Annotated in this window: 21 protein-coding genes and 1 pseudogene; 16 read left to right on the top strand and 6 right to left on the bottom strand. The window is 53.7% G+C overall.

What is annotated here, in order from left to right; genetic code table 11:
- Positions 1-4 precede the first annotated feature (4 nt).
- The 6 genes from kdpC to potE all read left to right on the top strand — a co-directional run bounded on the left by kdpC (position 5) and on the right by potE (position 8,089).
- The gene (gene kdpC / locus QLG09_RS14155; RefSeq protein WP_282488999.1) at positions 5-580 is read left to right on the top strand and encodes a potassium-transporting ATPase subunit KdpC; all 576 of its coding nucleotides are present in this window, start codon (positions 5-7) and stop codon (positions 578-580) included.
- Positions 581-3,268: a two-component system sensor histidine kinase KdpD gene (gene kdpD, locus QLG09_RS14150; protein ID WP_014169155.1), complete on the top strand. Its 2,688-nt coding sequence runs from the start codon at positions 581-583 to the stop codon at positions 3,266-3,268.
- Positions 3,265-3,942: a two-component system response regulator KdpE gene (gene kdpE, locus QLG09_RS14145; protein ID WP_014169154.1), complete on the top strand. Its 678-nt coding sequence runs from the start codon at positions 3,265-3,267 to the stop codon at positions 3,940-3,942. Before kdpD ends, kdpE begins: the two co-directional genes overlap by 4 nt.
- A 278-nt stretch (positions 3,943-4,220) precedes the next feature.
- A complete protein-coding gene (speFL, locus tag QLG09_RS14140; RefSeq protein ID WP_106503839.1) occupies positions 4,221-4,325 on the top strand; it encodes a leader peptide SpeFL in 105 nt (34 codons plus the stop codon).
- 255 nt (positions 4,326-4,580) lie between these two features.
- Positions 4,581-6,779: an ornithine decarboxylase SpeF gene (gene speF, locus QLG09_RS14135; RefSeq protein WP_044866355.1), complete on the top strand. Its 2,199-nt coding sequence runs from the start codon at positions 4,581-4,583 to the stop codon at positions 6,777-6,779.
- Positions 6,776-8,089, top strand: coding sequence for a putrescine-ornithine antiporter (potE, locus tag QLG09_RS14130; RefSeq protein ID WP_282488998.1), 1,314 nt, complete (start codon positions 6,776-6,778; stop codon positions 8,087-8,089). Before speF ends, potE begins: the two co-directional genes overlap by 4 nt.
- Positions 8,090-8,159: 70 nt before the next feature.
- Here potE and pgm read toward each other — a convergent pair whose 3' ends face one another.
- Both pgm and seqA read right to left on the bottom strand, forming a co-directional pair.
- Positions 8,160-9,800, bottom strand: coding sequence for a phosphoglucomutase (alpha-D-glucose-1,6-bisphosphate-dependent) (gene pgm, locus QLG09_RS14125; protein ID WP_041162495.1), 1,641 nt, complete (start codon positions 9,798-9,800; stop codon positions 8,160-8,162).
- 24 nt (positions 9,801-9,824) lie between these two features.
- Entirely contained in the window at positions 9,825-10,373 is a 549-nt protein-coding gene (seqA, locus tag QLG09_RS14120; protein WP_020884977.1) for a replication initiation negative regulator SeqA, read from the bottom strand.
- 183 nt (positions 10,374-10,556) lie between these two features.
- Here seqA and ybfF point away from each other — a divergent pair, with 183 nt between their 5' ends.
- The 4 genes from ybfF (at position 10,557) to fur (ending at position 13,167) form a co-directional block, all read left to right on the top strand.
- Positions 10,557-11,330, top strand: coding sequence for an esterase (gene ybfF, locus QLG09_RS14115; protein ID WP_282488997.1), 774 nt, complete (start codon positions 10,557-10,559; stop codon positions 11,328-11,330).
- 128 nt (positions 11,331-11,458) lie between these two features.
- The gene (gene ybfE / locus QLG09_RS14110) at positions 11,459-11,746 is read left to right on the top strand and encodes a LexA regulated protein (RefSeq protein WP_014169148.1); all 288 of its coding nucleotides are present in this window, start codon (positions 11,459-11,461) and stop codon (positions 11,744-11,746) included.
- A 155-nt stretch (positions 11,747-11,901) separates the two neighbouring features.
- Positions 11,902-12,432, top strand: a complete 531-nt coding sequence (gene fldA / locus QLG09_RS14105; protein WP_008501067.1) for a flavodoxin FldA — start codon at positions 11,902-11,904, stop codon at positions 12,430-12,432.
- 288 nt (positions 12,433-12,720) lie between these two features.
- The gene (fur, locus tag QLG09_RS14100) at positions 12,721-13,167 is read left to right on the top strand and encodes a ferric iron uptake transcriptional regulator (RefSeq protein WP_014169146.1); all 447 of its coding nucleotides are present in this window, start codon (positions 12,721-12,723) and stop codon (positions 13,165-13,167) included.
- A gap of 108 nt (positions 13,168-13,275) precedes the next feature.
- Here fur and chiQ read toward each other — a convergent pair whose 3' ends face one another.
- Both chiQ and chiP read right to left on the bottom strand, forming a co-directional pair.
- Positions 13,276-13,605, bottom strand: coding sequence for a ChiQ/YbfN family lipoprotein (gene chiQ / locus QLG09_RS14095; protein ID WP_025204664.1), 330 nt, complete (start codon positions 13,603-13,605; stop codon positions 13,276-13,278).
- A 47-nt stretch (positions 13,606-13,652) separates the two neighbouring features.
- A complete protein-coding gene (gene chiP, locus QLG09_RS14090; RefSeq protein WP_086532792.1) occupies positions 13,653-15,050 on the bottom strand; it encodes a chitoporin in 1,398 nt (465 codons plus the stop codon).
- Positions 15,051-15,142: 92 nt separating this feature from the next.
- Between chiP and QLG09_RS14085 the strand changes: the two are divergent.
- A pseudogene (locus QLG09_RS14085) lies at positions 15,143-15,226 on the top strand (methionine synthase); the annotation flags it as partial.
- Between the two features lie 270 nt (positions 15,227-15,496).
- On the opposite strand, the gene glnS reads toward QLG09_RS14085, so the two are convergent.
- Positions 15,497-17,164, bottom strand: a complete 1,668-nt coding sequence (gene glnS / locus QLG09_RS14080; RefSeq protein WP_282488996.1) for a glutamine--tRNA ligase — start codon at positions 17,162-17,164, stop codon at positions 15,497-15,499.
- 169 nt (positions 17,165-17,333) lie between these two features.
- Complete coding sequence (gene nagE, locus QLG09_RS14075; protein WP_282488995.1) at positions 17,334-19,283, bottom strand: PTS N-acetyl glucosamine transporter subunit IIABC; 1,950 nt, start codon at positions 19,281-19,283, stop codon at positions 17,334-17,336.
- 326 nt (positions 19,284-19,609) lie between these two features.
- Between nagE and nagB the strand changes: the two genes are divergently transcribed.
- The 5 genes from nagB to asnB all read left to right on the top strand — a co-directional run bounded on the left by nagB (position 19,610) and on the right by asnB (position 25,555).
- Positions 19,610-20,410 carry a glucosamine-6-phosphate deaminase gene (nagB, locus tag QLG09_RS14070; RefSeq protein ID WP_008501061.1) on the top strand — a complete coding sequence of 267 codons (801 nt, stop codon included), beginning with the start codon at positions 19,610-19,612 and terminating at the stop codon, positions 20,408-20,410.
- 55 nt (positions 20,411-20,465) lie between these two features.
- Positions 20,466-21,614 carry an N-acetylglucosamine-6-phosphate deacetylase gene (gene nagA, locus QLG09_RS14065; protein ID WP_014169141.1) on the top strand — a complete coding sequence of 383 codons (1,149 nt, stop codon included), beginning with the start codon at positions 20,466-20,468 and terminating at the stop codon, positions 21,612-21,614.
- Between the two features lie 8 nt (positions 21,615-21,622).
- Positions 21,623-22,843: an N-acetylglucosamine repressor gene (locus QLG09_RS14060; protein WP_014169139.1), complete on the top strand. Its 1,221-nt coding sequence runs from the start codon at positions 21,623-21,625 to the stop codon at positions 22,841-22,843.
- 45 nt (positions 22,844-22,888) lie between these two features.
- Positions 22,889-23,641: a ribonucleotide monophosphatase NagD gene (nagD, locus tag QLG09_RS14055; protein WP_020884984.1), complete on the top strand. Its 753-nt coding sequence runs from the start codon at positions 22,889-22,891 to the stop codon at positions 23,639-23,641.
- A gap of 249 nt (positions 23,642-23,890) precedes the next feature.
- The gene (gene asnB / locus QLG09_RS14050) at positions 23,891-25,555 is read left to right on the top strand and encodes an asparagine synthase B (protein WP_010428626.1); all 1,665 of its coding nucleotides are present in this window, start codon (positions 23,891-23,893) and stop codon (positions 25,553-25,555) included.
- Positions 25,556-25,836 lie beyond the last annotated feature (281 nt).

Genomic DNA, 25,836 nt, shown 5'->3' with positions numbered 1-25,836 from the left:
TCAAATGACGATGTTACGTCCCGCTATACTTCTGTTTATTCTGTTGTCGCTTATTACCGGCGGGCTTTACCCGCTGGTGACCACCGCGCTGGGCCAGTGGTGGTTTAAGGATCAGGCCAACGGCTCGCTGATCGTGCAAAACGGTGAAAACCGCGGTTCGCGTCTGATTGGACAGAATTTTACCGACGCCCGTTACTTCCAGGGACGCCCTTCCGCCACTGCCGAAAGCCCGTATAATCCGATGGCATCCGGTGGCAGTAACCTGGCCGGCAGCAACCCGGAGCTGGATAAAGCCATTGCCGAACGTGTAGCTGCCCTGCGCGCCGCAAATCCACAGGCCAGCCGGGAGGTGCCTGTGGAACTGGTGACGGCCTCTGCGAGCGGGCTGGACTACAGCCTGACGCCGAAAGCGGTGGCATGGCAGATCCCCCGCGTCGCAGCGGCCCGTCAGCTGACGGTGGAACAGGTGAGCAAGCTGGTCGCAGAGTATACGCAAAAACCGCTGGTCAGCTTCATCGGCATGCCCGTGGTGAATATTGTTGAGCTGAATCTGGCGCTGGACGCGCTAAGGAAAAACTAAATGACCGACGAGCCCATGCGCCCAGATCCGGACAGGCTGCTCGAACAGACGGCTGAAGCCCATCGCGGCAAACTGAAAATCTTCTTCGGCGCCTGTGCTGGCGTCGGGAAAACCTTCGCCATGCTGACAGAAGCCCAGCGGCTTCGGGCGCAGGGGCTCGATATTCTTATCGGCGTGGTGGAAACCCACGGCCGGAAAGAGACGGCAGCACTGTTGAAGGGGCTGGCGACACAGCCGCCTCGCCGTATCAGCCATCGTGGGCGTCTGGTCACGGAGTTCGATCTCGACGCCGCCCTCGCCCGCAGGCCCGCGCTTATCCTGATGGACGAACTGGCACACAGTAATGCTTCAGGCTCGCGCCACCCCAAACGCTGGCAGGACGTTGAAGAGCTGCTTGAAGCAGGCATTGATGTTTTCACCACGGTAAATGTTCAGCATCTCGAAAGCCTGAACGACGTGGTCAGCGGCGTGACCGGGATTCAGGTTCGCGAAACCGTACCCGATCCCTTTTTCGACTCTGCGGACGAAGTGGTGCTGGTCGATCTGCCTCCAGACGATCTGCGCCAGCGACTGCATGAAGGAAAAGTCTATATTGCAGGTCAGGCCGAACGCGCCATCGAACATTTCTTTCGCAAAGGCAACCTGATAGCCCTGCGCGAGCTGGCCCTGCGTCGCACGGCGGATCGCGTGGACGATCAGATGCGCGCCTGGCGTGACCTGCAAGGGCAGGAGCGCGTCTGGCATACGCGGGATGCCATTCTGCTGTGTGTGGGTCACGGCAGCGGCAATGAAAAGCTCGTCCGCACCGCAGCGCGCCTGGCGGCCAAGTTTGGCAGCGTCTGGCATGCGGTCTATGTCGAGACGCCGCAGCTTCACGCGCTGCCTGAAAACCAGCGCCGCGCGATCTTAAGTTCGCTGCGTCTGGCACAGGAGCTGGGCGCAGAAACCGCCACCCTCTCCGATCCCCAGGAAGATAAAGCCATTCTGCGCTACGCGCGTGAGCACAACCTCGGGAAAATTGTCATTGGCCGTCGTCAGCATCGTCGCTGGTTTAGCCGCGAATCCTTTGCTGACAAACTGGCCCGGCGTGCTCCCGACCTCGATCTGGTAATTGTCGCACTGGATGACAAACCCACCCCTTTACCCAACCGCGCACCGGACAGCCGCACTTTTAATGATAAATGGCGAATTCAGATCCGCGGCTGTCTTGTCGCCGTCGTGCTCTGCGCGCTGATCACCGTGATTGCCAGCCACTGGCTGATTGCCTTCGATGCGGCCAATCTGGTGATGATCTACCTGCTCGGCGTGGTCGTGGTGGCGCTCTTTTACGGGCGCTGGCCCTCAGTACTGGCGACGTTCATCAACGTCATCAGCTTCGATCTGTTCTTTATCGCGCCCCGCGGAACGCTCGCCGTTTCGGATGTGCAGTACATTCTCACCTTTGCCGTGATGCTTACCGTTGGGCTGGTGATCGGTAATCTGACGGCGGGTGTGCGCTATCAGGCCCGTATCGCGCGCTACCGCGAACAGCGCACACGGCATCTTTATGAGATGTCTAAATCGCTGGCGGTTGGCCGTACGCCGCTGGATATTGTGCAGACCAGCGAGCAGTTTATCCGCTCGACCTTTCACGCCAGCAACCTGATTTTACTCCCGGACGAACACGGGAAACTGCGCCCGCTGACCTCGGCCTCAGGCATGACGCCCTGGGATGAAGCCATTGCGCGCTGGAGCTTTGATAAAGGACTCCCTGCGGGTGCAGGGACGGACACCCTGCCCGGCGTACCGTATCAAATTCTGCCGCTGCGCAGTGCCGATAAAAATCAGGGGCTGGTGATCGTTGAACCTTCGAATCTGCGCCAGCTGATGATCCCCGAACAGCAGCGATTGCTGGAGACATTTACCCTGCTGGTGGCAAGCGCACTGGAACGGCTGGCGCTTACCGCCAGCGAAGAACAGGCCCGTCTGGCAAGCGAGCGCGAGAGCATTCGTAACTCATTGCTGGCCGCCCTCTCCCACGACCTTCGCACCCCACTCACCGTGCTGTTTGGCCAGTCAGAAATTTTGACGCTGGATTTGGCAGCGGAAGGCTCGAAACATGCGTTGCAGGCCAGCGAGATCCGCCAGCATGTGCTGAACACCACACGCCTGGTAAATAATCTGCTTGATATGGCGCGTATTCAGTCGGGCGGATTTAACCTCAAAAAAGAGTGGCTCACGCTCGAAGAGGTGGTGGGTAGCGCCCTGAAAATGCTGGAGCCAGGCCTCGGTGGGCGCCATATTGCGCTGAACATGCCCGAACCGCTGACGTTAATTCACGTTGATGGCCCGCTGTTTGAACGCGTGCTGATCAATCTGCTGGAAAATGCCGGCAAATACGCAGGAGCAAACGCCCGGATTGGGGTGGATGCCACAGTGGAAGATCACACGCTACGGCTTGACGTCTGGGATACCGGGCCGGGTATCCCTGCCGGACAGGAGTTCGCTATTTTCGAGAAATTTGCCCGCGGTAATAAAGAGTCGGCCATTCCCGGCGTGGGTCTGGGTCTGGCGATTTGCCAGGCGATTATTGACGTTCATGGCGGTACCATTTCGGCGGAGAATCGCCCGGAAGGCGGCGCACGTTTTTGTGTTAAACTTCCTCTGGAAGCCCCGCCAGAACTTAATGAATTACCAGAGGATTTGTGATCAACGTTCTGATTGTTGAAGATGAGATCGCCATTAGCCGGTTTCTGCGTGCTGCGCTGGAAGGCGATGGCCTGCGCGTTCATGACGCCGGCACGCTCCAGCGGGGTTTGATTGAAGCGGCCACGCGCAAACCTGATCTGGTGATCCTCGATCTCGGCCTGCCGGATGGCGACGGCATCGATTTTATTCGTGAGGTTCGACAGTGGAGTCAGATGCCCATTCTGGTGCTGTCAGCCCGTACCGAAGAGTCGGATAAAATCGCGGCGCTGGATGCCGGAGCGGATGACTATCTGATTAAGCCTTTTGGTATTGGCGAACTGCAGGCTCGCCTTCGTGTCGCGCTGCGTCGTCACAGCGCCACCACCCCTGCCGACCCAACATACACGTTTGGTGATATTCGGGTTGATCTGGCAGCACGGCGCATTGTTCGCGGTGAAGAGGAAATCCATCTCACCCCCATCGAGTTTCGGCTACTCGCCGTTTTGCTCAATAATCACGGTAAGGTACTCACCCAGCGCCAGCTGTTGAGTCAGGTGTGGGGGCCAAACGCCGTGGAACATAGTCACTATTTGCGCATATATATGGGACACCTTCGACAAAAACTGGAAGTTGACCCCGCGCGTCCTCGTCATTTATTAACTGAAACCGGTATCGGTTATCGGTTCATGCTTTGAATAACTATTCATTTTATTTTTAAATAAACACCTACCCTCCTATAAAATACGCGCAAAAATAATATCAGAGTTATTTTTTGGTGTATTTATGTCCATTCAGCACATTCATAACACAATCCGTTAACGCAACATCAACATATCAGCATTTTGATCTGCGATATTCATCAAAAGCGAATATTTATTTCTGATTTGATCGGTTAACGGTGATCTGTTTCACAGTTAATCGCTTTTTCCAGGATAAAATGTCCATGCTTTCAATTACTGAAAGGAAATGAAACATGGAAAACAATAATCGTTTAATGCCCCATATAAGGCGGACAACTCATATCATGATGTTTGCCCACCGAAACTGTTTTGACTTTCATATCTTTAATGCCCGGTAGTCCTTCGACTTCTGGCGCACCCGCTTACAGGTTATCCTGAAACACCCTATTTTACAGGCCTTTGCCTGTGAACCCGTGCGCTCATTCATCTTAATTCAGGCTCATCCGCGACCGGGCGGACTGAATTCTATTCAGCAAAAAACGCATTACTGATTTTTTAATCAGCGGCCTCCGTTTGCTGTTTTCCGGCATATTATCGATTTCTTTTCTGCAAGAAATCGAGGGACTGTTATTACCTAAAATAAAGAGAGAAAGATGAAAAGTTTAAAAATTGCAGCCAGCCGCGCCTGCCCTGATTGCTTTACCACTCACCGTGAACTGGTGGATATCAACGCCACGGATTATATTGATGTTGCCGCCATTGTTCTGGCCGTCAGCGATATTTTCACTGGTCGTATAGAAGAAATAGAAGCAACCGGATTTGGCATTCCTGTTTTTGTCGCGACGCATAAAGAAGAAATTATCCCGGCAGAGTATTTATCGCGGATCCACGGCGTATTCGAAGCATCAGACACCAGCAACGACTTCCATGGACGCCAACTGGAAGCGGCCGCGCAGAAGTATGAAACCCAACTGCGTCCGCCGTTTTTCCGGGCTCTGGTCGACTATGTCAAACAGGGTAACAGCGCCTTCGACTGTCCGGGTCACCAGGGCGGGCAATTCTTCCGCCGTCACCCTGCCGGCAATCAGTTTGTCGATTTCTTTGGCGAAACCCTTTTCCGCTCAGACCTGTGCAACGCCGACGTGGCGATGGGCGATCTGCTGATCCACGAAGGGGCACCCTGCATTGCGCAGCAACATGCGGCCAAAGTCTTTAATGCCGATAAAACCTACTTCGTGCTGAACGGAACCTCATCGTCCAACAAAGTGGTGCTCAACGCCCTTCTCACTCCGGGCGACCTGGTCCTGTTCGATCGCAACAACCATAAATCCAACCACCATGGAGCACTTCTTCAGGCGGGCGCAACGCCGGTCTATCTGGAAACCGCACGTAACCCGTACGGCTTTATTGGCGGCATCGACGCCCACTGCTTCGAGGAGAATTATCTGCGTGAGCTGGTGTCCGAAGTGGCGCCGGGCCGTGCCCGCGACGCGCGTCCGTTCCGCCTGGCGGTGATTCAGCTGGGTACCTACGATGGCACCATCTATAACGCTCGCCAGGTCGTGGATAACATCGGCCATCTGTGCGACTACATCCTGTTTGACTCTGCCTGGGTGGGTTACGAGCAGTTTATACCGATGATGGCCGATTGCTCTCCGCTGCTGCTGGAGCTGAATGAAAACGATCCAGGGATCCTGGTCACCCAGTCAGTCCATAAACAGCAGGCCGGTTTCTCACAGACCTCGCAAATCCACAAGAAGGACAGCCACATCAAAGGCCAGCAGCGCTATGTTCCGCATAAGCGGCTGAATAATGCCTTCATGATGCACGCGTCCACCAGCCCGTTCTATCCGCTGTTTGCTGCACTGGATATCAACGCCCGCATGCATGAGGGACAGAGCGGCCGCAACATGTGGATGGACTGCGTGGTGACCGGTATCGAAGCCCGTAAGCTGATCCTGCAGAACTGCCAGTATCTTCGCCCGTTCGTGCCGGAACTGGTTGATGGCCGTCCGTGGGAAAGCTGGGACACCGCTGAGATTGCCACGGACCTGCGCTTCTTCCACTTCGTGCCCGGTGAACACTGGCACGCCTTCGAAGGCTATGCCGAACATCAGTATTTTATCGATCCGTGCAAACTGCTGCTGACCACGCCGGGTATTAACGCCCGGACCGGTGAATACGAGGATTTCGGCGTCCCCGCCACTATTCTCGCCAACTTCCTGCGTGAAAACGGCATCGTGCCGGAAAAATGCGATCTCAACTCCATCCTGTTCCTGCTCACGCCTGCCGAGGATATGGGCAAACTGCAGCAACTGGTCGCGCAACTGGTGCGCTTCGAAAAACTGCTCGAGACGGATGCCCCCCTCAAAGAGGTGCTGCCTTCTGTCTGTAAACAGTATCCGGAGCGCTATGCAGATTACACCCTGCGCCAGATTTGCCAGGAAATGCATGAGCTGTACGCCCGCCACAACGTGAAGCAGCTGCAAAAAGAGATGTTCCGCAAGTCTCACTTCCCGCGCGTCATGATGAACCCGCAAGAGGCGAACTATGCCTACCTGCGGGGTGAGGTCGAGCTGGTCTCACTGCGCGATGCGGAAGGTCGCATTGCCGCCGAAGGTGCCCTTCCTTATCCACCGGGGGTGTTGTGCGTTGTGCCGGGTGAAGTCTGGGGCGGTTCCGTGCTGCGCTACTTTGCTGCGCTGGAAGAGGGTATCAACCTTTTACCGGGCTTCGCGCCAGAACTGCAGGGCGTTTACGTTGAGGAGTGTGACGGTCGTAAGCAGGTTCGTTGTAACGTCATCAAACACGCTGCCGCTCAGCCATCGCTGCTGAAAGGAGAAAAAATATGAGCAAGTCCAATAAAATGGGCGTGGTGCAGCTGACCATTCTCACCATGGTAAACATGATGGGGTCCGGGATCATCATGTTGCCCACCAAGCTTGCGGAAGTAGGAACCATTTCGATTATCTCCTGGATGGTGACCGCCGTGGGGTCAATGGCACTGGCCTGGGCATTCGCCAAGTGCGGTATGTTCAGCCGCAAGCCCGGCGGGATGGGCGGCTACGCTGAATATGCCTTTGGCAAATCTGGTAACTTCATGGCCAACTACACCTACGGCGTCTCTTTGCTGATCGCTAACGTGGCGATTGCCATTTCCGCCGTGGGTTACGGTACGGAGCTATTCGGTGTGGCGCTGACCCCGGTGCAAATCGGGCTGGCCACCATCGGCGTGCTGTGGATCTGCACCGTGGCAAACTTTGGCGGCGCGCGCATTACCGGACAGATCAGCAGTATTACCGTCTGGGGGGTCATTATCCCGGTGGTTGGGCTGTGCATCATCGGCTGGTTCTGGTTTAGCCCCACGCTGTACGTCAACTCCTGGAACCCACACCATGTTCCGTTCTTCACCGCAGTGGGCTCTTCCATCGCCATGACGCTGTGGGCCTTCCTGGGGCTGGAATCTGCGTGTGCTAACGCCGAAGTGGTGGAAAACCCGGAGAAGAACGTACCGATTGCCGTGCTTGGCGGTACGCTGGGCGCAGCAGCCATTTACATTGTCTCAACCAACGTGATTGCAGGGATTGTACCGAACATGGATCTTGCCAGTTCGACGGCACCGTTCGGTCTGGCCTTTGCGCAGATGTTTACGCCGGGTGTCGGGAAAGTGATCATGGGGCTGATGGTGATGTCCTGCTGCGGCTCGCTCCTCGGCTGGCAGTTCACCATTGCTCAGGTCTTTAAATCATCCGCTGACGAAGGGTATTTCCCGAAAATCTTCTCCCGGGTCAGCAAAGCAGAGGCACCGGTTCAGGGCATGCTGGCGATTGTTATCTTCCAGAGTGGGTTATCTTTGATGACCATCAGCCCGTCGCTGAACAGCCAGTTCAACGTGCTGGTCAACCTGGCGGTAGTGACCAATATCATTCCGTATATTCTGTCGATGGCGGCGCTGGTCATCATTCAGAAGGTGGCGAAGGTGGACGCAGGCAAAGCGAGGGTGGCGAATATTGTGGCGCTGAATGGGGCAATTTACAGCTTCTATGCGCTCTACTCTTCCGGCCAGGAAGCCATGCTATATGGTGCGATGGTGACCTTTATGGGCTGGACGCTGTACGGTCTGGTATCACCACGGTTTGAATTGAAAAATAAACACAGTTAATGCAAAAGCAAAACGGCAACCCTGGGGTTGCCGTTTTGACTGCATCATGAGGGCATCAGCCCACCGCGATTTACGCGTTTTTCAGCACTTCGCTGACAATCTCTACCGCTTCTTTCTCAATCAGCTTACGGTGTTCGTCGCCGAGGAAGCTTTCACAATAGATTTTGTACGCATCTTCCGTACCGGATGGACGCGCGGCAAACCAGCCGTTTTCGGTCATCACTTTCAGACCACCGATAGAGGCACCGTTACCCGGGGCCGCCGTCAGACGGGCCGTGATAGGGTCACCGGCCAGCGTGCTGGCACTGACCATCTCCGGAGAGAGTTTAGACAGCGCTGCTTTCTGCGCGGAGGTCGCGCCAGCCTGAATACGGTTATAGCTTGGCGCGCCAAAGCGTGCCGCCAGCTCGTTATAGTGTTCCTGCGGATTTTTACCGGTGACAGCGGTGATTTCCGCCGCCAGCAGGCACATGATGATCCCGTCTTTATCGGTAGACCATGGCGTGCCGTCGAAACGCAGGAAGGATGCGCCCGCGCTCTCTTCACCGCCAAAACCGAAGCTGCCGTCGTGCAGACCGTCAACAAACCATTTGAAGCCTACCGGTACTTCCACCAGCTTACGGCCCAGCGCCTCAACCACGCGGTCAATCATCGCCGAGGAGACCAGCGTTTTACCTACAGCCACCTCTTTGCCCCACTGTGGACGATGCTGGAACAGGTAGTTGATGGCAACCGCAAGATAATGGTTCGGGTTCATCAGCCCTGCCGGGGTGACAATACCGTGGCGGTCATAATCCGGGTCGTTGGCAAACGCCAGGTCAAATTTATCACGCAGCGCCAGCAGGCCCGCCATCGCGCACTCGGAAGAGCAGTCCATACGGATTGCGCCGTCTTTATCCAGGTGCATAAAGCGGAAGGTCTGATCAACATGATCGTTAACGATGGTCAGGTTCAGCTTGTAATGCTCTGCGATGCGTTTCCAGTATTCGATACCGGAGCCGCCGAGAGGGTCAACGCCCAGCTTCAGACCGGCTTTCTGGATGGCCGCCATATCGACGATATCCGCCAGACCTTCCACAAATGGCTGCACCAGATCCTGCTCTTTCACATGGCCGGACGCCATGGCTGCATCCAGAGAGAGGCGTTTCACCCCATTCAGGCCATCCGCCAGCAGTGCATTGGCACGATCTTCAACCACTTTCGTGACGTTCGTGTCTGCCGGTCCACCGTTAGGCGGGTTGTATTTGATCCCACCGTCTTCCGGCGGGTTGTGTGATGGGGTGATCACAATCCCGTCAGCCAGCGCGCCGCCTTTTTTGTTGTGGACAAGGATCGCGTTAGAGACCGCAGGGGTCGGCGTGAAGCCGTTATTTTCCTGAACAATGACGTCAACGCCATTCGCCGTCAGCACTTCCAGCACGGAAATGAACGCCGGTTCAGACAGAGCATGGGTATCTTTTCCCACATAGCACGGACCGGTAACGCCGTTTTTAGCGCGCTCTTCCGCGATGGCCTGAGCAATAGCCAGAATGTGCGGTTCGTTAAAGCTATGGCGCGCCGCGCTACCGCGGTGGCCAGATGTACCAAACTTCACTGCGTGTTCTGCGTTGCCCACGACCGGTTTCAGCACGTAATACTGCGCGGTCAGCTGAGCGACGTTAATCAAATCGCTTTGTTGTGCAGGTTGGCCTGCACGGCTGTGATTTGCCATTACCGGGTCCTTCTGATGCAAGGGTTAAATTGTACCGCAAACCTTTTCAATCAATTCCGCCGGGAACTGCATGGACTGCATGATGTGTTCAACCATGCTGCACTTGCGGCCCGTATTGGTATTGGTGATGACCCAGTACGGTGTGCCCGGGACATGTTTAGGTTTGGTTTGGTTGCCATTTTGCAGCAGCGTTTGCTCGTCGCCTGCGAAATAGACGCGGGTACGACCGTGCAGCGACTCGGTCGCTTCAGCAAACGCTTTGTTATCCAGTGAATAGAGTGTAGACAGCACCAGCATGAAGCGGTTAACCGCTTTTTTCTGCTCGGCGTACTCATCAGAGAGCAGCAACTCGCGCATCGCACGTACTTTGTCTTTCACTTGCGCGACGGCAGGTTTTGCTTGTGCAACAACGTTTTGTTGAGACACGACATCTTTAGTGACTGGGGTAGCAGGCTGTGAGGCGGCGGAAATTTTAAGCATGCGCCGTAAAATGTCGGACGCACTCTCCCCGATATGCCGCGTCTGGCTGGCAATATACTGATAGAGTTCGTCATCAACTTCGATTGTTTTCATCTTAATCCAGTGCGATATCTTATCTGAATACAAGTCGTTGGGATTATAAAGTTAAATTCCAACAGCGGATAGCGTCAAACCAGGTTGGCGGCAAAAGTCAGATTAAACTGGAACCTTGCAGCCGGGCGGCAGAATGGTCAACATGATACCCTAACCTGACATACGTAAAAAAAGAACTTTGCCATGAAATTGAATACCCGAGCGCAAACTGCACAATCGCCGAACAATAATTCTCCCATCGTATTGGTTCACGGGCTTTTTGGCAGCCTGGATAACCTGGGGGTGCTGGCGCGCGATCTGGTTACCGATCACGATATTTTGCAGGTCGATATGCGAAATCACGGTCTTTCCGGGCGTTCAGAGGAGATGACCTACGCGGCAATGGCCCAGGATCTGCTCGATACGCTTGATGCCAACCATCTTCAGAAGGTGACGCTCATCGGGCATTCTATGGGCGGTAAGGCGGTAATGGCCCTGACGGCGCTGGCACCGGACAGAATCAACGGTCTGGTCGTGATCGACGTTGCTCCGGTGGATTACGACGTGCGCCGTCATGACGACATTTTTGCTGCCATCACTGCGGTGACAGAGGCTGGGGTTTCAACCCGCCAACAGGCCACAGCCGTCATGCGCGAACATCTTAATGAAGAAGGCGTTATTCAGTTTCTGCTGAAGTCGTTTGTCGACGGCCAGTGGCGTTTCAACGTGCCGGTACTCTGGGCGCAGTACAACAACATCGTCGGCTGGGATACGGTGCCCGCCTGGCAACACCCTACCCTCTTTATTCGCGGCGGTAACTCCCCTTATGTCACTGACGCCTACCGCGACACCTTGCTGGCGCAATTCCCGCAGGCCCGCGCCCATGTCATCGCCGGTGCCGGACACTGGGTTCAAGCGGAAAAACCTGACGCCGTGTTACGCGCCATCCGCCGCTATCTCTCTGATACTGCGAATTGATTAAAAAGAGAGCGACTGGAAGGTTGCGGGCTTCCAGTCGTTGGCGTGCCGTTTTTGGTGATGTATGATGGCGCGCTCATCGCCCGGGCAATAGCAGGGCGGCTTGTTTCCCCCGAAGTCTCAGAATCATGGCCAAAGAACAAACGGACCGTACGACACTAGATCTGTTCGCGAATGAGCGTCGACCGGGACGACCGAAAACGAATCCGCTTTCGCGCGATGAACAGCTGCGTATTAATAAACGCAACCAGCTTAAACGCGATAAAAATCGTGGGCTTAAGCGTGTCGAACTGAAGCTCAATGCCGACGCCGTCGATGCGCTTAACGAACTGGCTGAAGCGCGTAATATCAGCCGTAGCGAGCTCATTGAAGAGATGTTGATCGCCCAGCTTGAGACGTTGCGCCGCCAGGCATAAGTCTGAAAATCCCCTTTCTTACCCTTTTCATGTAGCACAGAGTGCAGTCCTGCGCGATAGCTGTTTCCGCGGGGTTGCCAGTTCTGCTATTATTGCCCTTATCCGTGGACAAATTGCGCCACCATACCATTAAGTTTCAAGAGGTTATTTTACTCATGGCAATCATCGGCATTTTCTTCGGCAGTGATACCGGCAATACCGAAAATATCGCAAAAAACATTCAAAAACAGCTCGGTAAAGACGTTGCCGATGTGCATGACATCGCCAAGAGCAGCAAAGAAGATCTCGAAGGCTATGACATCCTGTTGCTGGGTATCCCAACCTGGTACTACGGTGAAGCCCAGTGTGACTGGGATGATTTCTTCCCGACGCTGGAAGAAGTGGACTTCAACGGCAAGCTGGTCGCCCTGTTTGGCTGCGGCGATCAGGAAGACTACGCTGAGTACTTCTGTGACGCGCTGGGCACTATCCGCGATATCATTGAACCGAATGGTGCAGTTATCGTAGGCCACTGGCCGACTGCAGGTTACCACTTCGAAGCGTCTAAAGGCCTGGCCGATGACGACCACTTCGTGGGTCTGGCGATCGACGAAGACCGTCAGCCAGAACTGACCGCAGAGCGCGTTGAGAAGTGGGTGAAGCAGATCCGCGAAGAACTGCACCTGGACGATATTCTTAACGCCTGATTGTTAGTGTGGCGCAACCCCGGTTGCGCCCAGGAACCGGGTCAAACGATTAAATTAATCGCTACAATCTTTTAACTTTTTCGCCCAGACCTGTACAATGTCTCCCAGGTAAAATGGGGTGCCATTGAGTAAGTTTGTCGGTGATACCACGTTTTTATAAGCATACTTTGCCTGAGACTTGCAGTTTTCATTTAGCCATGGCAGTTCTATAATGAGACGCATTATTCCAGGTGCATTTTCTGTCACTTCCTCCAGAAGTGAATCGTTTAGCAACAGGACAGATTCCGCATGACTGACAACAATACCGCATTAAAGAAGGCTGGCCTGAAAGTTACGCTTCCTCGGTTAAAAATCCTTGAAGTGCTTCAGGGTCCAGACAATCACCATGTCAGTGCGGAAGACCTTTACAAGCGTCTTATCGACATGGGTGAAGAGATTGGGCTGGCAACCGTCTATCGCGTGCTGAACCAGTTTGATGACGCGGGCATTGTTACCCGTCATAATTTCGAAGGCGGTAAATCTGTATTCGAACTGACCCAGCAGCAGCACCACGATCACCTGATCTGCCTGGATTGTGGCAAGGTCATTGAATTTAGCGATGATTCCATCGAAGCACGTCAGCGTGAAATCGCTGCTCGTCATGGTATCCGCCTGACCAACCATAGCCTGTATCTGTATGGTCACTGTGCTGAAGGTGATTGCCGCGAAGACGATCACGCACACGACGCCAAATAAGTCGAACTTTCATACTCTGAGCCAGCCGCAAGGTTGGCTTTTTTTTGCCTGTCACCCGGCGAAAAAAAGCCCGGTAAGCACAGCGCCACCGGGCCTTAACACGCTTAATTAATTTCCGTTGTTACTGCGTATTTCCTTCCAGATCTGGTCGCAACGCTTCGCCACTTCCTGATCGTTACCGGTTTTACGCGCCTGAATGCAGGCCTGATAGTCCATCACGCGAACATTTTCCTGCGTCGCAAACTGCTCATGCGCCTTCTCTTTCTTCAGCACATTCAGCACGCTCTGGCAGGCTTCAATTTTCTCCGGTGAGCCTTCAGCGGTGTTAATGCAGGCGCTGTAAGCCTCCTTCAGGCGAGAATCTTCTTTCGGTGCCGGGTCCTGGGCGCAAGCCACCAGCCCCGAGGCCAGCAACGCGACGATTACCATTTTTTTCATCATGTGCAGTCTCCATTCCGGCGGGACGGAACCCGCCGGAGCGTTCATCAGAAGATAGTGAATGGTGCGATAACCATGAATTTCACGTCACGTTCATCCTGGAAGATGTTGCCGTAACCGCCCGCGTAGCTTGGAATATCAGAGTGGTTGTCATACTGCGTGAAGTGCAGCTTGAACATCGTGCCTTTCGCACGTCCATCCTGCACGGTATAGATGGCATCCAGGCTGTAAGAGGACTCTTTCAGACGGTAGTTCGGATCGTAGTACGCATCCGGTGTGGCCATGTCGCCCGGTTTGGCGTCCCAGGCATACGCGTAGGAGGCGCCCACCGCCCAGCCCGGCAGGTTCCAGTTTTTCAGGTCATACATTGCGCCGAAGAAGACCGCTTTTTCGCCGTCGGCGTTGAAGTCAGAGCGGTTATCCCACCAGATATCCAGACGACCGTTGGAAGATGCGTAAGTCGGGGTCATACGCTGCAGGAAGTAGCCCTGCTGCCCTTCCGCCTTCACCCATGTCCCTTCCAGACGCAAATCCACCTGCCCCACTTTGTAGCCTAAGGTCAGCGCCTGCAGCCAGGCCGTGCCGTCATAAATATCGTTGACGCCACCATCGCTGACTTTGTCTCGCGTGCCGTAGAACTGGTAACTGGTACTCAACGGACTCCCTGCGATATCAAACTTGTAGCTGGCTTTGGCAAAATACTGATCGATATAACCTTCAGCCTGACCAAAGGCGGCTTCTAACACAAGGTCGTTTTTAAAATCGTACTTCGCACCCAGCGAGTGGAGGTAATCCACTTTGGTCTTTTTATCGTTCTGGTAAAACTTATCCATTTCGATATGCCACGGGGCTTTGTATTCGTTGGTCCACATATAGGAGAAACTCAACGCACCCGCATCACCGTAGTCAAAGTTAGCGCCAGCTTCAGCGCCCTGGTAAGTACCAGGCATAAAACTCCAGTGTGGCGCTAACAGGGTTTGGCCAGTTGGCTGAATATATCCGCCGCGCGCCCAGACTGGACCATATTTGAATTTTGCAGCGGCTTTATACAGGCTGATACCGCTTTTATCGCCGGACCAGTCTTCTTTATAGGCCTTATTGCTGGACGAGAAGGCAATTTCGTTCGGGTGTCCGCTGTCGCCATTTTCCGCCATTTCGATTGCCGTGAATGCGGCAATATCCAGGCCGAACATATCGGCGGCATAGCCTGACTGGAAGTCGAGGTTGGCGTTCCAGGTAGAGTGAGAAAGGTTGGTTTTGTATTTGTCTTCAGTAACGTCTTTACGGTCACGTTCACGCTGCCAGTAATAAATACCGCCCGTGAGGGTAGAATCTTCGATGAAACCTGCTGCCTTAGCCTCTGGCGCAATCACCAGGCCTGACATTGCTGTCACACCGGCGATAGCCAGCGCCAGCGCACTACGTTTGCCACTGAACGTACGCATAGATTATTCCTCTTTGACGAATTAAAACGCCTGAACGGCGAAAAATATAAAAGACCAAAAGGTCAGGGGTAGTCAGAAATACCCTCGAATTAACTACCGCCTTTAGGTTATTTTTCGCGACGCGAATTATCAATGCTTTTCAGTGGGCAAAAGTCAGGATTATGACGAAGTGCACATAATTCGTAGTGCTTTGTAACATTTAGCGGGAGACGAGATTTGGCGGGGCAAGTCATTAAATTTAAGCCAGTAATTGTGTAAATTACTGGTTATTTTCAGGTCTTCACTATTTTCAGAAATATACAAACTTTTTTTAGAAAAATAAGTAGCACCACATTGACCTGAATATTGCGCAGACATTATTTTTGCTCGCGCTTAACGATATGATCATTCAATAAAAAAACGCCGCATTACGCGGCGTTTGTCTCTCATTGACCAGAGCAGCGTTATTATTCGCCGACTTTAGTCCAGGTATCACGCAGACCAACGGTACGGTTAAACACCGGTTTTTCCGAGGTACTGTGACGGCTGTCGAGGCAGAAGTAGCCTTCACGTTCGAACTGGAACGCTTTGCCCACTTCAGCGGCTTTCAGAGACGGCTCAGCATAACCCTGCTTGATGACCAGAGATTCCGGGTTGATTGTCGCCAGGAAGTCTTCTGCTGCACCTGGGTTAGGCACGCTGAACAGACGATCGTACAGGCGAATTTCAACCGGCAGCGCATGTGTTGCACTTACCCAGTGGATCACGCCTTTCACTTTGCGGCCATCTGCCGGATCTTTGCTCAGGGTTTCAGCGTCGTAAGAGCAGAAGATGGTGGTGATATTCCCTTCCACATCTTTCTCAACACGCTCAGCTTTGATCACGTATGCGTTACGCAGACGCACCTCTTTACCCAGCACCAGACGCTTGTACTGCTTGTTCGCTTCTTCGCGGAAGTCAGCACGATCGATCCAGATTTCACCGCTGAACGGCACGTCACGGGTGCCCATTTCCGGCTTGTTCGGATGGTTAGGCATGGAGACCATTTCGCTCGCGCCCTGCGGGTAGTTTTCGATAACCAGTTTTACCGGATCGATGACGGCCATTGCGCGCGGCGCGTTGTCGTTCAGATCTTCACGGATGCAGGATTCCAGAGAGGCGATCTCAATGGTGTTATCCTGCTTGGTCACGCCGATGCGCTTACAGAACTCGCGAATAGACGCGGCAGTATAACCACGGCGACGCAGACCCGAGATGGTTGGCATACGCGGATCGTCCCAGCCCTCAACGTGCTTGTCGGTCACCAGCAGGTTCAGCTTACGCTTGGACATCACCGTGTATTCCAGATTCAGACGAGAGAATTCGTACTGACGCGGATGCACCGGGATGGTGATGTTATCCAGAACCCAGTCGTACAGACGGCGGTTGTCCTGGAACTCCAGCGTACACAGGGAGTGCGTAATGCCTTCCAGCGCATCGCTGATGCAGTGGGTAAAGTCGTACATCGGGTAGATGCACCACTTGTTACCGGTCTGATGGTGTTCAGCGAACTTGATACGGTACAGAACCGGATCGCGCATCACGATGAACGGTGATGCCATGTCGATTTTGGCACGCAGGCACGCTTTACCTTCCTCGAAGCCACCCGCACGCATTTTTTCAAACAGCGCCAGGTTCTCTTCAACGCTGCGATCGCGGAACGGGCTGTTTTTACCCGGCGCGGTCAGCGTGCCGCGGTATTCGCGGATCTCTTCAGCAGACAGCTCGTCGACATACGCCAGACCTTTATTGATAAGCTCGACCGCATAGGCATACAGCTGATCAAAATAGTCAGAGGAGTAGCAGATATCGCCAGACCAGTTGAAGCCCAGCCATTGCACGTCATTCTTAATAGACTCAACGTATTCGATGTCTTCTTTTACTGGGTTGGTGTCATCGAAACGCAGGTTGCACTGTCCCTGGTAGTCTTGCGCGATGCCAAAGTTCAGGCAGATCGATTTTGCATGACCAATATGCAGGTAGCCGTTTGGCTCCGGCGGGAAACGGGTATGAACTGTGGTGTGCTTACCACTGGCCAGATCTTCATCGATGATCTGACGAATAAAGTTACTCGGGCGGGCTTCAGCCTCACTCATCGTGGATTCCTCAAAGCGTAAACAACGTATAACGGCATATGATCTTATAAGCCGGACGTAGTGACAACCCTTAAAACGTCTCTGAAGAAAATAATGGGGGCAATTGCTGCAAAAAAAAGCGGCGGAGGAAAACCCCCGCCGCTTAAGGCATGACTCTACTCAGGAGCGATTACTTGCCTTTAATCTCATACAGTGGCGTCTGGCCCGCAACGACCTGACCTTTCGCCTGAATTACCAGGCCGCTGAAGTCGTCGATATTGCTGCAAACGACCGGGCTAATCATGGAGCGCGCGTTAGCGTTCAGGTAATCCAGATCCATTTCCAGAATCGGCTGACCTGCCACCACGTCGGCCCCCTCTTCCACCAGGCGAGTAAAGCCCTGACCGTTCAGCGCGACGGTATCGATACCCATATGGACAACGATCTCCGCGCCCTTTTCTGTTTCGAGGCAGAACGCATGGTTGGTGTTGAAGATTTTAACAATGGTCCCGGCAGCCGGTGACACCACGGTTTTGTCCGTTGGTTTCACCGCCACACCGTCACCGACAGCTTTGCTGGCAAACGCTTCGTCAGGCACCTGCTCAATCGCAACCACTTCACCGGTAATCGGTGAAACCAGCGCGGCAATGGTCGTTGCGTTAGGGACGGCCTGCGGTTTTACCACCGGGGCTTCCGTCACTGGCGCGCTGTTCGCTGCAGAAGCCGCGATCGGTCCACGGGCAACCACTTTCTTCATTTCATCGCCAATCGATTCCGCTTTCGCACCCACGATAACCTGGATGGTCTGCTTGTTCAGTTTCACCACGCCGGATGCGCCAAGGCGTTTACACATGGCATCGTTAACGCGCGCAGAATCACCTACCGTCAGGCGCAGACGAGTGATACATGCATCGATAGCTTTCAGGTTATCCGTACCGCCTACTGCGGCAATATAATTGGTTGCCAGCTGGGTCAGCCCTTCTTCGGTATTGCTGTTAGCTTCGCCAGTAACGATGTCGTCTTTCGTATCTTCGCGGCCTGGTGTTTTCAGGTTAAACATACGAATGACTGCGCTGAACAGAACGAAGTAGATAACGAAGAACACCAGACCCATTGCGACCAGCATCCAGACGTTCTTGCTCGCCGCGGGCAGGTTGTACATCAACACGTAGTCGATCGCGCCGGCGGAGAAGGAGAAGCCCGCATGGATACCCAGCAGCGTTGCAACAAACAGGCTAATACCCGTCAGCACAGCGTGCATGAGGTACAGCAGCGGAGCCAGGAACATGAACAGGAATTCCAGCGGCTCAGTAACACCGGTCAGGAACGCGGTGATGGCAACTGACAGCAGCATCCCGCCAACCATTGGACGACGCGCTTTCGGTGCGGCCAGGTACATAGCCAGCGCCGCGCCCGGCAGACCAAACATCATGATAGGGAAGAAGCCCGACATGAACATGCCCGCGGTGCCGTCACCTGCGTAGAAGCGGTTGATATCACCGTGGAATACCGCGCCCGCGGCGTTGGTAAACTCACCAATCTGGAACCAGGCAATGGTGTTCAGCACCTGATGCAGGCCGGTTGGGATCAACAGACGGTTGATGAAACCGAAGATACCCGCACCCACTGCGCCAGCGGAAACAATCCACTCACCGCCCGCATGGATAGCGTGCTGCACCGGTGGCCAGATGTAGCCAAAGATCGCGGCCAGAATCAGACAGAAGAAGCCTGTCGCAATCGGCACAAAACGTTTTCCACCAAAGAAGCTCAGGAAGTCTGGCAGTTTGATCCCCGCCCAACGGTTATAAACAGCCCCGCCGACCAGACCGGTAATGATACCTGCCAGAACGCCCATGTTAATTTCTGGGTTTATCGTCACCATCGCTTTCGTCAGGATGAAGTAACCGACAGCCCCGGCCAGCGCCGCTGCACCCGCGCTGTCTTTTGACCAGCTGGATGCCACACCGATGGCGAAAATCAGCGCCAGATTGTCAAAAATCGCGCCACCCGCTTGCGCGATAAATGGCACATTAAGCAGATCGGGTTGCCCGAATCGCAGCAGCAGTGCTGCAACCGGTAGCACGGCGATAGGGAGCTGCAAAGCCCTACCGAGGCGCTGGAAAAAACCTAAAATATTCATCCTATTCCCCCTACGAGACCCTTATTAAGGCTCGTGCATAAACTATGTTTTTATTGTGTCGACAACGATAAATACAGTTGATGATTCACTGGCATTGTGAGTGTGTGAAAAATTAATTCGTATCGCAAATTAAACACGTATTTTTTGTGATTTTTGTCACCAAATATCGTTAATAACCCTCCCTTTCTCTGGCTAACAGTGAAAACTTATTTTATCATTCAAAAAATCAAGACGGATTGATCCGGCCTGAAAGGTTCCAGGTTACGCTTAGTTCAGGTTCCGATAGCCATCCGCCCACTCTTCTACTTTAACTCTTGAGGTGAACAATGAGACTGATTCCCCTGGCAACTGCTGAACAAGTCGGTAAATGGGCCGCCCGTCATATCGTAAACCGTATTAACGCGTTCAAACCCACCGCCGATCGTCCTTTCGTTCTCGGCCTTCCTACCGGCGGCACGCCGCTGACCGCGTATAAAGCCCTGGTTGAAATGCATAAAGCAGGCCAGGTTAGCTTTAAACATGTTGTGACCTTCAACATGGATGAGTATGTCGGCTTACCCAAGGATCATCCGGAAAGCTACCATAGCTTTATGCACCGTAATTTCTTTGATCACGTTGATATTCCGGCTGAAAACATTAACCTGCTCAATGGAAACGCGCCTGATATTGACGCAGAATGCCGTCAGTATGAAGAAAAAATCCGTTCCTACGGTAAAATCCACCTGTTCATGGGTGGCGTGGGCAACGATGGCCATATCGCGTTCAACGAACCGGCCTCTTCTCTGGCTTCCCGTACGCGTATTAAAACCCTGACCCATGACACGCGCGTGGCAAACTCCCGCTTCTTTGACGGTGATGTTAACCAGGTTCCAAAATACGCCCTGACCGTAGGCGTAGGTACCCTGCTGGATGCCGAAGAAGTGATGATTCTGGTTCTGGGCGGCGTGAAAGCGCAGGCGCTCCAGGCTGCCGTTGAAGGCAACGTTAACCACATGTGGACCATCAGCTGCCTGCAGCTGCATCCAAAATCAGTCATCGTGTGCGACGAACCGTCCACGATGGAGCTGAAAGTGAAAACGCTGAAATACTTCAACGAGTTAGAAGCTGAGAACATCAAAGGTCTGTAATTGAATAACCGCCTCTTCATCAAGAGGCGGCCGCTTTTTTTAACCGGGGGTCGTTATGTACGCTTTAACCCACGGTCGGATTTATACCGGCCATGATATTCTGGATGACCATGCGATTGTTATCGCCAATGGCCTGATTGAACGTGTTTGCCCGCTGGCAGAGCTGCCGCCGGGGATTGAACAGCGCTCACTCAATGGAGCAGTAATCTCCCCCGGTTTCATCGACGTACAGCTGAACGGCTGCGGCGGTGTGCAATTTAATGATACCGCGGAGGCGGTGACGGTCGACACGCTGGAAATCATGCAGAAAGCCAACGAGAAATCGGGCTGCACCAGCTATCTGCCAACCCTCATCACCAGCAGTGATGATCTCATGAAACAGGGTATCCGCGTGATGCGCGACTACCTGGCAAAACACCCTAATCAGGCGCTGGGTCTGCATCTTGAAGGACCGTGGCTGAACATCGTGAAAAAAGGGACGCATAACCCGGATTACGTGCGTAAACCTGACGCTGAGCTGGTCGACTACCTGTGTGCCAACGCCGATGTGATCACCAAAGTGACGCTGGCTCCTGAAATCGCGGGACCTGACGTTATCAGCAAACTGGCCGCCGCCGGGATTGTCGTTTCAGCGGGCCATTCAAACGCAACGCAAAAAGAAGCGAAAGCAGGTTTCCGCGCCGGCATTACCTTTGCGACGCACCTGTACAACGCGATGCCGTATATCACCGGTCGTGAACCTGGGCTGGTCGGGGCAATTCTCGATGAGCAGGACGTTTACTGCGGCATTATTGCTGACGGCTTGCACGTCGATTACACCAACATTCGCAACGCCAAGCGCCTGAAAGGTGACAAACTCTGTCTGGTAACCGATGCCACCGCACCGGCAGGGGCAAATATTGAGCAGTTCATTTTTGCCGGTAAAACAATATACTACCGCAATGGACTGTGTGTTGATGAAAACGGTACGCTGAGTGGTTCCTCCCTGACGATGATTGAAGGGGTGCGTAACCTGGTTGAACATTGCGGGATTGCGCTTGATGAAGTCCTGCGTATGGCGACCCTTTATCCTGCGCGCGCGATGGGCGTAGATAAACAGCTTGGCGGAATTGCACCAGGTATGGTTGCAAACCTGACGGCATTCACACACGATTATAAAATTATCAAGACCATCGTTAATGGTAACGAGGTCGTCACTGAGTAAGTAAAAGTATGACACCAGGCGGACAAGCTCAAATCGGTAATGTCGATCTCGTTAAACAACTTAACAGCGCGGCGGTTTATCGTCTGATTGACCAACACGGGCCAATCTCGCGCATTCAGATAGCCGAACAAAGCCAGCTTGCTCCCGCCAGCGTGACAAAAATTACCCGTCAGCTCATTGAGCGCGGACTGATCAAAGAAGTCGATCAGCAGGCCTCCACCGGAGGCCGCCGCGCCATCTCCATTATTACCGAAACCCGCAATTTTCAGGCGATCGGCGTCCGTCTTGGTCGTCATGACACCACGCTTACGCTCTATGATCTGAGCAGCAAAGCCATCGCGGAAGAACACTACCCGCTTCCGGAGCGCACTCAGGAGACGCTGGAACACGCGCTGCTGAATACCATTGAACACTTTATCGAGAGCTGTCAGCGCAAAATCCGTGAACTGATTGCGATCTCGGTGATCCTGCCAGGCCTGGTAGACCCCGAAAGCGGCGTGATCCGTTATATGCCCCATATAAAGGTTGAGAATTGGGGGCTGGTAGATGCGCTGGAAAAACGCTTTAAAGTGACCTGTTTCGTGGGGCACGACATCCGCTCTCTGGCCCTGGCAGAGCACTACTTTGGTGCGAGCCAGGATTGTGAAGATTCGATTCTGGTGCGCGTACACCGGGGGACAGGGGCAGGCATCATCTCTAACGGCCGCATTTTTATTGGCCGCAACGGTAACGTCGGTGAGATTGGTCATATTCAGGTAGAGCCGCTTGGCGAACGCTGCCACTGCGGAAACTTTGGCTGTCTGGAGACGATTGCCGCCAACACGGCGATTGAACAGCGGGTGCGCCATCTGCTTGAACAGGGTTACCAGAGCCGCGTCACGCTGGACGATTGCAAGATAGGGACTATCTGCAAAGCCGCCAACAAAGGCGACGCGCTGGCCTGTGAAGTTATTGAGCAGGTGGGTCGCCATCTGGGTAAAACCATCGCCATCGCCATCAACCTGTTTAACCCGCAAAAAGTGGTGATCGCCGGTGAGATTGTGGAGGCCGAGAAGGTCCTGCTGCCCGCCATTGAAGGCTGCATTAACACTCAGGCGCTGAAAGCCTTCCGCCAGAACCTTCCCGTCGTTCGTTCTAAGCTTGACCATCGCTCAGCAATAGGCGCATTTGCGCTGGTTAAACGCGCCATGCTCAACGGTATTCTGTTGCAACATTTGCTGGAAAGTTGATCGGGTCTTATAGTAACGCCTTCTTTTTTTGATGTCGGAATGTCCATGACCATTAAGAATGTAATTTGTGATATCGACGGCGTGCTGATGCACGACAACGTTGCTGTACCAGGTGCTGCGGAGTTTCTTCACCGCATCATCGACAAAGGAATGCCTCTGGTTCTTCTCACGAACTACCCTTCTCAGACCGGTCAGGACCTGGCAAACCGCTTTGCCACAGCAGGCGTCAACGTGCCGGACAGCGTGTTTTATACCTCTGCCATGGCCACCGCTGATTTCCTCAAGCGCCAGGAAGGAAAAAAGGCCTACGTGGTGGGTGAAGGGGCGCTGATCCACGAGTTATATAAGGCAGGGTTTACCATCACAGATGTGAACCCGGACTTTGTGATCGTTGGCGAAACGCGCTCCTATAACTGGGAGATGATGCACAAAGCCTCCTACTTTGTTGCCAACGGTGCGCGTTTTATTGCCACCAACCCGGATACCCACGGCCGTGGTTTTTACCCTGCCTGCGGCGCGCTGTGTGCCGGTATCGAAAAGATCTCTGGCCGGAAACCGTTCTACGTGGGCAAGCCCAGCCCGTGGATCATCCGTGCTGCGCTGAACAAGATGCAGGCCCACTCTGAAGAAACGGTGATTGTCGGCGACAACCTGCGCACCGATATCCTGGCCGGATTCCAGGCGGGCCTGGAAACCATTCTGGTGCTTTCCGGTGTCTCCACGCTCGACGATATTGACGCCATGCCCTTCCGGCCGAGCTGGATTTATCCCTCCGTCGAAGAGATTGATATTATCTGATCCCAAACCACGCCTCAGCGCGTGGTTTTTTATTTTCACGCCCGACAAAAAAACCCACAGCTAACAAAACAGCCGATTTATTGCATAATCATCAATAAAAGCGTTCATGACGTACTCGTTTTTCACTATTCGGCAATCAGCATTGCACTATTTCCGTTTTATCCCGTAAAACCCTTGCGCGCCCTCCCCCTTTGCGGCATTTTCATAAGCAAGCAACATTACAAAGCAACAGGGTTAACGGAGAAGGTTATGTGTTCAATTTTTGGCGTACTGGATATTAAAACTGACGCAGGCGAACTGCGTAAAAAGGCACTCGAATTGTCCCGCCTGATGCGCCATCGCGGCCCGGACTGGTCCGGCGTTTACGCCAGCGATAAAGCCATCCTGGCACACGAACGTCTGTCCATTGTTGACGTCAACGCCGGTGCTCAGCCGCTGTATAACGAGAAAAAAACACACGCGCTGGCTGTCAACGGTGAAATCTATAACCATCAGGCGCTGCGCGCCGAGTACGGCGACCGTTACGCCTTCCAGACCGGTTCTGACTGTGAAGTGATCCTGGCGCTGTATCAGGAGAAAGGCCCGGAATTCCTCGATGATCTGCAGGGTATGTTTGCCTTCGCCCTGTACGACAGCGAAAAAGATGCCTATCTGATTGGCCGCGACCATATTGGTATTATCCCGCTGTATATGGGTCACGATGAACACGGCAACTTTTATGTCGCCTCAGAAATGAAAGCCCTGGTACCGGTTTGCCGCACCATTAAAGAGTTCCCGGCAGGAAGTTACCTGTGGAGTAAAGACGGCGAGATCCGTCAGTACTATCAGCGCGACTGGTTCGACTATGATGCGGTTAAAGACAACGTGACTGATAAAGCCGAACTACGTCAGGCGCTGGAAGATTCTGTTAAAAGCCACCTGATGTCAGATGTGCCTTACGGCGTACTGCTCTCCGGCGGGCTGGACTCGTCCGTGATCTCCGCGATCACCAAGAAATTCGCCGCGCGTCGTGTTGAAGATCAGGAACGTTCAGAAGCCTGGTGGCCGCAACTGCACTCCTTTGCTGTGGGCCTGGAAGGTGCACCGGATCTGAAAGCCGCGCAGGAAGTGGCAAACCATCTCGGTACTGTGCACCATGAGATCCACTTCACCGTGCAGGAAGGCCTGGATGCGATCCGCGATGTTATCTATCACATCGAAACCTACGATGTGACCACCATTCGCGCTTCCACGCCGATGTACCTGATGTCGCGTAAGATCAAAGCGATGGGCATTAAGATGGTGCTCTCCGGTGAAGGGTCTGACGAAGTGTTTGGCGGCTACCTCTATTTCCACAAAGCGCCGAACGCAAAAGAGCTGCACGAAGAGACAGTACGTAAACTGCAGGCGCTGCATATGTTTGACTGCGCACGCGCCAACAAAGCGATGTCTGCCTGGGGTGTGGAAGCCCGTGTTCCCTTCCTGGATAAGAAATTCCTCGACGTGGCAATGCGCATCAACCCGCAGGACAAAATGTGCGGCAACGGCAAAATGGAGAAACATATCCTGCGTGAATGTTTCGAATCCTACCTGCCGGCGAGCGTGGCATGGCGTCAGAAAGAGCAGTTCTCTGACGGTGTCGGGTATAGCTGGATCGACACCCTGAAAGAGGTGGCGGCAAAACAGGTTTCCGATCAGCAACTGGAAACCGCGAGCTTCCGCTTCCCGTACAACACGCCAGGCTCCAAAGAAGCGTATCTGTACCGTGAAATCTTTGAAGAGCTGTTCCCGGTGCCGAGTGCGGCGGAGTGTGTTCCGGGCGGCCCGTCCGTTGCCTGTTCTTCGGCTAAAGCCATTGAATGGGATGAATCTTTCAAGTCAATGAACGATCCATCAGGACGTGCGGTAGGCGTACACCAGTCTGCCTATAAGTAATCGAAAAGCATCCAATCAGGCCCTGCGGGGCCTGATTTTTTTTGCCCCCTATTTCACTCCCCAAAAACGATAAATAACCAATAATTGCCGAATATTCGGTCACGCTGTTCGCAACCTAACCAAACAGTCACATTCCGGCTATTTTCGTTGAAAAAGGTGTTGACGCTGCAAGGGTCTATACGCATAATGCGCCCCGCAACGCCGATAAGGTAACGCGAAAAAAAGATGGCTACGTAGCTCAGTTGGTTAGAGCACATCACTCATAATGATGGGGTCACAGG

Origin of the sequence: Enterobacter sp. V89_11 (assembly GCF_029967775.1) — a bacterium.
GTDB classification, from domain to species: Bacteria; Pseudomonadota; Gammaproteobacteria; order Enterobacterales; family Enterobacteriaceae; genus Enterobacter; species Enterobacter ludwigii.
The sequence above is the reverse complement of the archived record's forward strand: the minus strand, read 5'-3'. Positions and strand labels throughout refer to the sequence as shown.